This window comes from Pseudarthrobacter sp. ATCC 49987 (genome assembly GCF_009928425.1).
GTDB lineage: Bacteria > Actinomycetota > Actinomycetes > Actinomycetales > Micrococcaceae > Arthrobacter.
Map to the genome: position 1 here is coordinate 623,985 of NZ_JAABNS010000001.1, position 12,642 is coordinate 636,626.

The following is a 12,642-nucleotide window of genomic DNA, read 5'->3' on the forward strand; positions in this document are numbered from 1 at the left end:
CCGCTTCAGGAACTGTCCGGGAACCACGTGTTCCCGTTCCGCTCCGGGAAACCCCGTCCACTCCGGTGGGCGGGGTTTCCTGCGTTCCGGCCGGAAGCCAACGGAACGTGAATTCCCAAAAAAGATTGCTGACTCTCTGTTCTCCCGGGCAGGTGCGCCCCTAGACTTTGGCTTTGTGCCAACAGGCCGCCAACTTTGAGGAGCTCACACAATGACCGACCCCAACACTCCGCTCTCCCGCCGCGCCATGCTCACCGCGGCCCTTGTCGGGGGCGGCGCCGCCGCCGCGACCCTGGCCGGAGCCCCGGCCGCCCAGGCTGGGAGCGGTGCCCCGGGCTCCGGCCGGAAGCCGTTCACCCTGACGGTGCTTGGCACCACCGACCTGCACAACAACGTCTTCAACTGGGATTACTTCAAGAACACTCCCTACGCCGACACGGCAGGAAACAAGATCGGCATCGCCCAGGCGGCCACCCTGATCAAGGCGATGCGGGCCGAGCGGGGAGCGGCGAACACGCTCACCATCGACGCCGGCGACACCATTCAGGGGACACCGCTGGCCTACTACTTCGCCAAGATCAACCCCGTGTCCGCGACGGTCAAGCACCCCATGGCGCTGGCCATGAACGCGGTGGGCTACGACGCCGTCGGCCTCGGCAACCACGAGTTCAACTACGGCATCCCGCTGCTGCGCACCTGGGAAAGCCAGCTCGACTTCCCCCTGCTGGGCGCCAACGTCCACGACGCCGTCACCGGACGCCGCGCCTTCAGCCCGTACGTCCTCAAGCGGGTCAAGACGGACAACGGCTGGGTCACCGTGGGCCTGGTCGGCTTTGTCACCCCCGGCTGTGCCCTGTGGGACCGCGACAACGTCCAGGGCAAGCTGGACTTCAACGGCATCGTCGAGGAAGCCAAAGTCGTCATCCCGCAGCTGAAGGCCGCCGGCGCCGACATTGTCATTGTCACGAGCCACTCGGGCGCGACCCCGGGATCCTCCTACGGCGATGCCCTGCCGTTCCCGGAGAACGCCTCCACGCAGTTGGCCGAAGAGGTTCCCGGCATCGATGCCATCCTGGTCGGCCACGCCCACCTGGAGATCCCGGAACGCTTCGTCACCAACAAGGCCACCGGCAAGCCGGTCCTCCTGACCGAACCGCTCAAGTGGGGCATGCGGGTCTCCGTCATGGATCTGGAGCTGGCCAAGGACAAGGGCCAATGGACGGTGACCGCCGCACACTCGCACCTGCTGGACGCCAAGACGGTCGACGCCGATCCCGCCGTCGTGCGGGCCGTCCGGGCCGGGCACGAGGCCACCGTAAAGTACGTCAACGAGGTGATTGGCACGTCCACGGCCCCGCTCAACACGGCCACCGCCTGCTGGGAGGACTCGGCGGCCATCGACGCCATCAATTACGTCCAGGCCAGCACCATCAAGGCCGAACTGGCCAACGGCCCGGCTGCCGGCCTGCCGGTGCTCTCGATCGCTGCGGCCTTCTCCCGCTCGGTGGACGTCAAAGCCGGGCCGCTGACCATCAGGGACGTCGCCGGTCTCTACATCTTCGACAACACGCTGCTCTCCATCAAGGTCACTGGAGCCCAGGTCAAGGATTACCTGGAATGGTCCGCGCAGTACTTCAAGCCGGTCCTCAGCACCACAGCACGTGCCGCCGACGTTACCAACGCTGCCACAGCCATGGCCCCGGGCGGGACGCCGGACTACAACTACGACGTCGTGTACGGCCTTGACGCACCCTTGAACTACGAGATCGACCTCGCCAGGCCGGTGGGGCAGCGCATCACCGGCCTCAGCTACGGCACCGAGGCCCTCCGGATGGACCAGGAATTCGCCCTGGCCATCAACAACTACCGGCAGAGCGGCGGCGGCAACTTCCCCGCCGTGAAGACGGCACCGGTGCTCTCCAACAGCCAGCAGGAAATCCGGCAACGGATCATCGACTACGTCGTGGATCACGCCACCCTGGACGTGGCCGTGTTCAGCCAGGACAACTGGCGGCTCACCGTCAACGGAGAGGCTCTGACCGTCACGGCCTAACGGCAACGCAGTTCGTTGAAGTTAACCCGGCTGGGCTAGTTCGGTTCGGAGATGTCCGCGACCACGGCATCGAGGGCGGCGGTCAGGGCGTCGGCGTCCACGAAGGCGCTGTAGCCATGCTCGCCCGCCCCCAGGGAAACCCGGCGTCCGGTGATGCTCCGGTCCGCGTAGACCGGCCAGGCCACGGTACTGCCGAGCGGTGTGATGGTGCCGCGCTCGTATCCGGTGGCATCCAGGGCGACGTCCGCAGTCGGAAGTGACAGCTTGTTCACCCCGATCAGCGCGCGGAGCTTGGGCCAGGAAATCTGCCGGTCGCCCGGGATGAGCGCGAAGAGGAAACTGCCGTCCTTGTGCTTGACCACGAGGGACTTCACGATATCCCCGGGCTCGATTCCGAGGATCCGGGCCGCCTCCTCGAGGCTTTTCGCGGCAAGGCGCTCCACGAGCTGCACATCGAGGCCGCGGGCGGCGGCGTCCGCCAGGAACCGTTCCCGGCCGGCGGCGCCACCACCGGTGGCCGCCGCGCCGGGTCCAGGCACTGAGTCTTCCGACACTCCGTTGTCGGTCATGGCGCTCAGTCGCGGAACAGCAGGAGCGCTTCGCCCTGGCCGCCGCCGCCGCAGAGGGACACAGCAGCCTTGCCGCTACCGCGCCGCTTCAGCTCGTGCGCCGCATGCAGCGCAAGCCGGGCGCCGGAGGCGCCGATCGGGTGGCCCAGCGCGATTGCGCCGCCGTGGATGTTGCACTTCTCCAACGGGTAGCCGAGGTCCTTGAGTGACTGCACGGCGACGGAACCGAAGGCCTCGTTGATCTCGATGAAGTCCAGGTCGGCGGCGGACCAGCCGGCCTTGTGCAGTGCACTGTTGATCGCGTTGGAGGGCTGGGAGTGCAGCGAGTTGTCCGGGCCGGCCACCTGGCCGGGCTTGCCGACCACCGCAAGGTAGTCAAGGCCGTTATCCTCGGCGAACTTTCGCGAGGACAGCACGAGGGCGGAGGCGCCGTCGGACAGGGGAGAGGAGTTGCCCGCCGTGATGGTGCCGTCCGTGACGAATGCCGCCCGCAGGCCTGCCAGCGAGCCGACAGTCGTGTCGGGCCGGATGCCCTCATCCGCGGCCAGGATGACCGGGTCGCCCTTGCGCTGCTTGACGCTGATCGGGGCGATTTCGCCGTCGAACACGCCGTCCTTGGCGGCCCGGGCGGCGCGCTGGTGCGACGCTGCCGCCACCTCGTCCTGGGAGGCGCGGTCAATCCCCAGCGTGAGGTTCTTGGTCTCGGTGGACAAGCCCATGGACTGCCCGTCGAAGGCGTCGGTCAGGCCGTCATGGGCCGCGACGTCGAGGGCCTGGATGGAACCGTAGGTCCAGCCCTGCCGGGAACCCGGGAGGATGTGCGGCGCCCGGGTCATGGATTCCTGACCGCCGGCGACGACGACGGTGGCGTCGCCGCTGCGGATCATCCGGGCCGCATCGATCACGGCGGTCAGCCCGGAGAGGCAGACCTTGTTGATGGTCACCGTGGGGACGTTCCAGCCGATGCCGGCGCCGATGGCGCTCTGGCGCGCGGGGTTCTGGCCGGCTCCGGCCTGCAGCACCTGGCCCATGATCACCGAGTCCACCTGCTCGGCCTTCACGCCGCTGGCGGCCAGGGCCGCACGGATGGCGTGCGCGCCGAGTTCCACGGCTGTGAAGCTCGCGAGTTGCCCGTTGAGGCGTCCCTGGGGCGTGCGGGCGGCAGCGAGGATGACGACATCATTGTTGTCTGCAGAGTTGCTCATGGTTTTCTCTTCCGATCTTGAACGATGTACAGCAAGGCTATCGTGCCCCCAGTCACGGGGCCATTCGCCCGCCGGGGGAGCCGGACCGGCGCCGCGGCCCCGTGCTTGCAATCCCGCGCGAAGTGGGGTAGACAAGTAGGTTGCTTTGCCGTATCGTAGATATTTGCGTCTTCCCTGTTTACCTTCAGCCTTCATATAGCGGTGGGCTTAGCCTGGCAGCTGCGCCATCAATGTGCCGTCTACAACGTGCACCACCCATGGCCAGCGCGGGTCCCGGGTCATATAGCGGAACCGGACTGGTAGCACTGCGGAGTCACTCCGCAGGGTGCATAACGGGGGAGATCTGAAAACGCCTGAAGGTCTGTGGAAGGATCCCTCTTGGTCGCCTCGAGCACCTCTAATGTAAACAACGCTGCAACCGCTATCAATGCCGACAGCACCGACGGTGCAACCCGCCGGCTCTCATTCGCAAAGATTCACGAACCTCTTGACGTTCCGAATCTGCTTGCCCTGCAAACGGACAGCTTTGACTGGCTGGTCGGAAACGAACGCTGGCAGGCACGCGTAGCCAAGGCCGTCGAAGAAGGCGACCTCAGCGTCGCCACCTCCTCGGGTCTGTCTGACATCTTTGAAGAGATCTCCCCGATCGAGGATTTCCAGGGCACCATGTCCCTGAGCTTCTCGGAGCCGGAGTTCGCTGATCCGAAGTACACCATGGCTGAGTGCAAGGACCGGGACGCAACGTACTCGGCGCCGCTGTACGTCAAGGCCGAATTCATGAACAACAACACGGGCGAAATCAAGCAGCAGACCGTGTTCATGGGTGACTTCCCGCTGATGACCGAGAAGGGCACCTTCGTCGTCAACGGCACCGAACGTGTTGTTGTCTCGCAGCTGGTCCGCTCCCCGGGCGCCTACTTTGAGCGCACCGCCGACAAGACCAGCGACAAGGACATCTTCACCGCGAAGATCATCCCGTCCCGCGGCGCCTGGTTCGAACTCGAAATCGACAAGCGCGACCAGGTCGGCGTTCGCCTCGACCGCAAGCGCAAGCAGTCCGTCACGGTGCTGCTGAAGGCCCTCGGCTGGACCGAAGGCCAGATCCTCGAAGAGTTCGGCCAGTACGACTCTATGCGCGCAACGCTGGAGAAGGACGCCACCGAAACCCGCGAAGATGCCTTGCTGGACATCTACCGGAAGCTGCGACCGGGCGAGCCGCCCACGGTCGAGGCTGCCCAGTCCCTGCTGGACAACCTGTACTTCAACTCCAAGCGCTACGATCTGGCCAAGGTTGGCCGCTACAAGATCAACCGCAAGCTCGGCATCGACCGCTCCCTTGGCGACAAGGAAGCGTCTGTCCTGCACGTTGAAGACATTGTCGCCATGATCAAGTTCCTCGTTGCCCTGCACGCCGGTGAGAAGACCCTCACGGGCAAGCGCGACGGCCAGGACCACGAGCTGCGCGTTGAGATCGATGACATCGACCACTTCGGCAACCGCCGCATCCGCGCCGTCGGCGAGCTCATCGAGAACCAGGTCCGCACCGGCCTGTCCCGTATGGAGCGCGTTGTCCGCGAGCGTATGACGACCCAGGACGTCGAGGCCATCACGCCTCAGACCCTGATCAACATCCGCCCCGTCGTGGCAGCGATCAAGGAGTTCTTCGGAACGTCCCAGCTGTCCCAGTTCATGGACCAGAACAACCCCCTGTCGGGTCTGACCCACAAGCGCCGCCTGTCGGCCCTTGGCCCGGGTGGTCTGTCCCGTGACCGTGCAGGCATGGAAGTCCGGGACGTTCACCCGTCCCACTACGGACGTATGTGCCCCATTGAAACCCCTGAAGGCCCGAACATTGGCCTGATCGGTTCGCTGGCCTCCTACGGACGGATCAACCCGTTCGGGTTCATCGAGACGCCGTACCGCCTCGTGTCCGAGGGTGTTGTCTCCGATGAGGTCGAGTACCTCACGGCCGATGACGAGGCAGAGGTCCTGATCGCACAGGCCAACGCTCCGCTCGACGAGAACAAGAAGTTCGCCGAAGAGACGGTCCTCGTCCGTGCCCGTGGTGGTGGAGGCGAGCCCGTGCTGGTTCCCGCCGCCGAGGTCGAGTTCATGGACGTTTCCCCGCGCCAGATGGTGTCCGTGGCTACCGCCCTGATTCCGTTCCTTGAGCATGACGATGCTAACCGCGCACTCATGGGTGCCAACATGCAGCGCCAGGCCGTGCCGCTGGTCCGTTCCGAGGCACCGTTTGTCGGTACCGGCATGGAACGCGCCGCTGCAGTCGACGCCGGTGACGTCACCATCGCGAAGAAGGCCGGTGTGGTTACCGAGGTCTCCGCTGAGCTCGTGATCGTGCTCAACGACGACGGTACGGAAACCAACTACCGCATCAACAAGTTCGCCCGCTCCAACCAGGGCAACTGCTACAACAACCGCGTTCTGGTGAACGAAGGCCAGCGTCTGGAAGTCGGCGGCATCATCGCCGACGGCCCGGCAACGGACCAGGGCGAACTGGCCCTCGGTAAGAACCTGCTCGTGGCATTCATGTCATGGGAAGGCCACAACTTCGAGGATGCCATCATCCTGTCCCAGCGGATCGTGGCTGAGGACGTTCTTTCCTCCATCCACATCGAGGAGCACGAGATCGATGCCCGCGACACCAAGCTTGGTGCCGAGGAAATCACCCGTGACATCCCGAACGTGTCCGAGGAAGTCCTGGCCGGCCTGGACGAGCGTGGCATCATCCACATCGGTGCCGAGGTCGAAGCCGGCGACATCCTGGTCGGAAAGGTCACGCCCAAGGGCGAGACCGAGCTGACCCCGGAAGAGCGCCTGCTGCGCGCCATCTTCGGTGAGAAGTCCCGCGAAGTGCGCGACACCTCCCTGAAGGTTCCGCACGGCGAGTCCGGCACCGTTATCGGTGTCCGTGTCTTCGACCGCGACAACGACGACGAGCTGCCCCCGGGCGTCAACCAGCTGGTCCGCGTCTACGTCGCTGCCAAGCGCAAGATCACCGACGGCGACAAGCTCGCCGGCCGTCACGGCAACAAGGGCGTTATCTCCAAGATCCTCCCGATCGAGGACATGCCCTTCCTTGCCGACGGTACCCCCGTTGATATCGTCCTGAACCCGCTGGGTGTTCCGGGCCGTATGAACGTCGGCCAGGTGCTCGAAACGCACCTCGGCTGGGTTGCCAAGACCGGCTGGAAGATCGAGGGCGAGCCTGAGTGGCTCAAGCAGCTGCCGAACCTGCCGCGCGAGAGTGGCTCGACCACTGTTGCAACGCCGGTCTTCGACGGTGCTCGTGAAGAGGAAATCACCGGTCTCCTCGACTCCACCAACGTCACCCGCGACGGCGTCCGCCTGATCAACTCCTCAGGCAAGACCCGCTTGTTCGACGGCCGCTCCGGCGAGCCGTTCCCGGATCCGATCTCGGTCGGCTACATGTACATCCTGAAGCTCCACCACTTGGTGGACGACAAGATCCACGCGCGCTCCACCGGCCCGTACTCCATGATCACGCAGCAGCCGCTGGGTGGTAAGGCACAGTTCGGTGGCCAGCGCTTCGGTGAAATGGAAGTGTGGGCGCTCGAAGCTTACGGCGCCGCCTACACGCTCCAGGAGCTCCTCACGATCAAGTCGGATGATATCCACGGTCGTGTGAAGGTCTACGAAGCCATCGTCAAGGGCGAGAACATCCCGGAGCCGGGCGTTCCTGAGTCCTTCAAGGTCTTGATCAAGGAAATGCAGTCGCTGTGCCTGAACGTGGAAGTTCTTTCCACGGACGGAACCACAATTGAAATGCGTGACTCTGATGACGCAGTCTTCACGGCTGCGGAAGAACTGGGCATCGATCTGTCTCGTGCAGAGCCCAGTTCCGTAGAAGAGGTTTAGCAGGGGGTTTACCGGGAGAAGCCAAGCGGCCCCGCCGCCTGACTTTTCCCGGTAACCACCTCCCTCTTCCCGTAACCCAAGACTTCAGAATTTAGAGAACAAGAGAGAACAGGGACCATATGTCCAGCGAATCCTCCTTCGGCCTCATGCAGATCGGCCTCGCCACCGCGGAAGACATCCGTGGCTGGTCTTACGGCGAGGTTAAGAAGCCGGAAACCATCAACTACCGCACGCTCAAGCCTGAGAAGGACGGCCTCTTCTGCGAGAAGATCTTCGGCCCGTCCCGCGACTGGGAGTGCTACTGCGGTAAGTACAAGCGCGTGCGCTTCAAGGGCATCATCTGCGAGCGGTGTGGCGTTGAGGTCACCCGCGCAAAGGTGCGCCGTGAGCGCATGGGCCACATCGAGCTGGCCGCCCCGGTCACGCACATCTGGTACTTCAAGGGTGTTCCGTCCCGCCTGGGCTACCTCCTTGACCTGGCACCGAAGGACCTCGAAAAGGTCATCTACTTCGCCGCCTACATGATCACGAGCGTCGACGCCGACAGCCGCCACGAGGAACTGCCCAACCTGCAGGTTGAGCACGACATCGAGAAGAAGCAGCTGATCGACAACCGCGACTCCGACATCGCCACGATCGCCCGCGACCTCGAGAACGAGCTTGCCCGTCTCGAAGGCGAAGGCGCCAAGGCTGCCGACAAGAAGAAGGCCCGCGACTCCGCTGACCGCCAGATGGCCAACGTCCGCAAGCGCGCGGATGCTGAGATCGAGCGGCTCGAGCAGGTCTGGGACCGCTTCAAGAACCTCAAGGTCGCCGACCTCGAAGGTGACGAGGGCCTGTACCGCGAACTGCGTGACCGCTACGGCATGTATTTCGAAGGCTCCATGGGTGCCGAGGCCATCAAGAAGCGTCTTGAGAACTTCGACATGCAGGCCGAGTCGGACATGCTCCGCGACATCATCGCCAACGGCAAGGGCCAGCGCAAGACCCGCGCCCTGAAGCGGCTCAAGGTGGTCAACGCATTCCTGACGACCAACAACAGCCCGCTCGGCATGGTGCTGGACGCCGTCCCGGTGATCCCGCCGGAACTGCGCCCGATGGTCCAGCTGGACGGTGGCCGCTTTGCGACCTCCGACCTCAACGACCTCTACCGCCGCGTGATCAACCGCAACAACCGCCTCAAGCGCCTGCTTGATCTCGGTGCCCCGGAGATCATCGTCAACAACGAGAAGCGCATGCTTCAGGAAGCTGTTGACAGCCTCTTCGACAACGGCCGCCGCGGCCGTCCGGTCACCGGACCGGGCAACCGTCCGCTGAAGTCCCTGAGCGACATGCTCAAGGGCAAGCAGGGCCGTTTCCGCCAGAACCTCCTCGGCAAGCGCGTCGACTACTCCGGCCGTTCGGTCATCGTCGTCGGCCCGCAGCTGAAGCTGCACCAGTGTGGTCTGCCGAAGCAGATGGCCCTGGAACTCTTCAAGCCGTTCGTGATGAAGCGCCTGGTTGACCTCAACCACGCGCAGAACATCAAGTCGGCCAAGCGGATGGTTGAGCGTTACCGCCCGCAGGTCTGGGATGTCCTCGAAGAGATCATCACCGAGCACCCCGTGCTGCTGAACCGTGCACCCACCCTGCACCGTCTCGGCATCCAGGCGTTCGAACCGCAGCTTGTTGAAGGCAAGGCAATCCAGCTTCACCCGCTGGTTTGTGGCGCCTTCAACGCCGACTTCGACGGCGACCAGATGGCAGTCCACCTGCCGCTGAGCCCCGAAGCCCAGGCGGAAGCCCGCATCCTGATGCTGTCCTCGAACAACATCCTGAAGCCGTCTGACGGCCGCCCGGTGACCCTGCCGTCGCAGGATATGATCATCGGCCTCTACCACCTGACCACCAAGCGTGTCGGTTCAGCTGGCGAAGGCCGGATCTTCTCCTCGGTGTCGGAAGCCATCATGGCGTACGACCTCCACGAGCTGCACCTGAACTCCCAGGTCAAGATCCGGCTGGAGGGCTTCGTCCCTTACGCCGGCTGGGAAGCTCCGGAAGGCTACGAGCCCGGTCAGACCGTGCTCGTCCAGACCTCCCTGGGCCAGGTCCTCTTCAACGAGACCCTGCCCGCGGACTACCCGTGGGTTGAGAACGTTGCGGACAAGGGCGAACTGTCCACGATCGTCAACGATCTCGCCGAGCGCTACCCGAAGGTGATCACGGCGGCAACGCTGGACAACCTGAAGGATGCCGGTTTCTACTGGGCCACCCGGTCCGGCGTCACCGTCGCCATCTCCGACATCGAGGTGCCCAAGGACAAGCCGCGGATCCTCGCCGGCTACGAGACCATGGCCGCCAAGATCCAGGGACAGTACGACAAGGGCCTGATCGACGACGACGAGCGCCGCCAGGAACTGATCGAGATCTGGAACAAGGCTACGAACGAAATCGCCCAGGCGATGCGTGACAGCCTGTCCCCGATGAACACCATCAACCGCATGGTGTCCTCCGGTGCCCGTGGTAACTGGATGCAGGTCCGACAGATTGCGGGTATCCGTGGCCTGGTGGCCAACCCTAAGGGCGAGATCATCCCGCGTCCGATCAAGTCCTCCTACCGCGAGGGCCTTTCGGTGCTGGAATACTTCATCGCCACGCACGGTGCCCGTAAGGGTCTGGCTGACACCGCGCTGCGTACCGCCAACTCGGGTTACCTGACCCGCCGTCTGGTGGACGTGTCGCAGGATGTCATCGTCCGGGAAGAGGACTGCGGCACCGAGCGCGGTCTCATCACCGCCATCGCCGTGGCTGACGCCAACGGCGAACTGGTCCTCGACGAGAACGTCGAGAACAGCGCGTACGCCCGTACCCTGGCCGTGGATGTCGTTGACTCCAAGGGCAAGGTCCTGGCAGCAGGCGGCACCGACTGCGGCGACGTCGTCATTGCCGAACTGTTCGCAGCCGGCATCACCGAGGTCAAGGTCCGCTCCGTACTCACCTGTGAGTCCAGCGTCGGAACCTGCGCCCTGTGCTACGGCCGTTCGCTGGCCACGGGTAAGACCGTCGACATCGGTGAGGCAGTCGGCATCATCGCCGCACAGTCCATCGGTGAGCCGGGTACCCAGCTGACCATGCGTACGTTCCACACTGGTGGTGCTGTCTCCTCCAGTGGTGGCGACGACATCACCCAGGGTCTGCCCCGTATCCAGGAGCTCTTCGAAGCCCGTACTCCGAAGGGTGTCGCACCGATTGCTGAAGCAGCCGGCCGCATCACCATCGAAGAGTCCGAGCGCCAGATGCGCCTGGTCATCACCCCGGATGACGGATCCGAAGAGATCGCTTACCCGGTTCTGCGCCGTTCACGTCTTCTCATTGAAGACGGCGAGCACGTCAGCGTCGGCCAGAAGCTCATCAACGGCCCGGTCGACCCCAAGCAGGTTCTGCGCATCATGGGCCCCCGTGCCGCGCAGAAGTTCCTGGTGGACGAAGTCCAGGGTGTGTACCGCAGCCAGGGCATCGGTATCCACGACAAGCACGTCGAGGTTATCGTCCGCCAGATGCTGCGCCGCGTCACGGTCATCGAGTCCGGCGAATCGGACCTGCTGCCCGGCGAGCTCGCCGAGCGCAGCCGCTTCGAAGATGCCAACCGCCGTGTTGTGTCCGAGGGAAAGACGCCGGCTTCCGGCCGTCCCGAGCTCATGGGCATCACCAAGGCGTCCCTGGCGACCGAGTCCTGGCTGTCCGCAGCTTCCTTCCAGGAGACCACCCGCGTCCTGACGCAGGCGGCCATGGAAGGCAAGAGCGATCCGTTGCTCGGCCTCAAGGAAAACGTCATCATCGGTAAGCTCATCCCGGCCGGCACGGGCCTCCCGCGCTACACCGAGGTCACCGTGGAACCCACTGAAGAAGCAAAGGCCAATCTGTTTACGGGCCCCAGCGCGTTCAGTGACTTCTCCTATGATTCCCTGGGCGGCGACGGAGCTCCTGAGTTCCACGCCATCCCGCTGGATGACTACGACCTGGGCAACGACTTCCGCTAGCCGCTAACACAACGCGGGGTCACCTACAGTCCAATCCGAACCATGGATTGACTCGAAGTGACCCCGCGTTGCTGTTTAACAAGCTGGCTGTAACGGACGGGGTCCGCACCGCAAGGTGGGGGACCACCCTCCTTTAACCCGTCGATTGCTCCGTTGACGCCCTTTTGGGTCATCAAAACGGCGTTAACGGAGCAACCGATGGGGGTGAGGGCGCCGATTAAGGGCTGGGACCTGTCCGTGTTAGACTTGAGACTAATTGTTATTGTGGCAGTGGATGAGTGCGCCGGTTCTAGTTAGAACCAGGACGACGTTTCCGGTTTGCAGGGTTCTTGTGCAACGTATGCCACATTTTCGCATGCCTAGGGGCAATCCGGGACGAGAGTCCGCGGATGCCGGCGTGCGGTCCGACTATTAAGGCTTCGCCTCAGCTGCTCTGGAGAGAACTTCAAAGCTCGAACGGCGGGGCGCAGCGACAAGAGAGCGGCTGCCAACGGCCGCTCCGGATAAAACGGAGAACACGAGAGTGCCTACGATTAACCAGCTGGTCCGCAAGGGCCGCACGCCGAAGGTCAAGAAGACCAAGGCCCCCGCGCTTAACGGCAGCCCGATGCGCCGCGGTGTTTGCACCCGCGTGTACACGACGACCCCGAAGAAGCCGAACTCGGCTCTGCGTAAGGTTGCACGTGTCCGCCTCAACGGTGGCGTTGAAGTGACCGCGTACATCCCCGGTGTAGGCCACAACCTGCAGGAGCACTCCATTGTGCTCGTCCGTGGTGGTCGCGTTAAGGACCTTCCGGGTGTCCGTTACAAGATCGTCCGTGGTGCCCTCGATACCCAGGGTGTCAAGAACCGTAAGCAGGCTCGTAGCCGCTACGGCGCAAAGATGGAGAAGAAGTAAT

General features: G+C 64.0%; 6 protein-coding genes. 4 read left to right on the plus strand and 2 right to left on the minus strand.

The features are described 5' to 3' along the window. Nucleotides 1-211: 211 nt before the first annotated feature. On the plus strand, nt 212-2,053 hold the full coding sequence (locus GXK59_RS02995; RefSeq protein WP_160664283.1) for a bifunctional metallophosphatase/5'-nucleotidase: 1,842 nt from the start codon (nt 212-214) through the stop codon (nt 2,051-2,053). 35 nt (nt 2,054-2,088) lie between these two features. Here the strand turns inward: GXK59_RS02995 and GXK59_RS03000 are convergent, their stop codons facing one another. After that, nucleotides 2,089-2,622 carry an aminoacyl-tRNA deacylase gene (locus tag GXK59_RS03000; RefSeq protein WP_160664286.1) on the minus strand — a complete coding sequence of 178 codons (534 nt, stop codon included), beginning with the start codon at nt 2,620-2,622 and terminating at the stop codon, nt 2,089-2,091. A 5-nt stretch (nt 2,623-2,627) separates the two neighbouring features. After that, nucleotides 2,628-3,827 carry an acetyl-CoA C-acetyltransferase gene (locus GXK59_RS03005; protein ID WP_160664288.1) on the minus strand — a complete coding sequence of 400 codons (1,200 nt, stop codon included), beginning with the start codon at nt 3,825-3,827 and terminating at the stop codon, nt 2,628-2,630. A gap of 378 nt (nt 3,828-4,205) precedes the next feature. Between GXK59_RS03005 and rpoB the strand changes: the two genes are divergently transcribed. The 3 genes from rpoB to rpsL all read left to right on the plus strand — a co-directional run bounded on the left by rpoB (nt 4,206) and on the right by rpsL (nt 12,641). Continuing rightward, complete coding sequence (gene rpoB / locus GXK59_RS03010; protein WP_160664290.1) at nt 4,206-7,724, plus strand: DNA-directed RNA polymerase subunit beta; 3,519 nt, start codon at nt 4,206-4,208, stop codon at nt 7,722-7,724. Between the two features lie 119 nt (nt 7,725-7,843). Continuing rightward, entirely contained in the window at nt 7,844-11,743 is a 3,900-nt protein-coding gene (locus GXK59_RS03015) for a DNA-directed RNA polymerase subunit beta' (RefSeq protein WP_160664292.1), read from the plus strand. A gap of 523 nt (nt 11,744-12,266) precedes the next feature. Next, nucleotides 12,267-12,641: a 30S ribosomal protein S12 gene (rpsL, locus tag GXK59_RS03020; protein ID WP_011692814.1), complete on the plus strand. Its 375-nt coding sequence runs from the start codon at nt 12,267-12,269 to the stop codon at nt 12,639-12,641. The last annotated feature ends 1 nt before the right edge of the window (nt 12,642 follow it).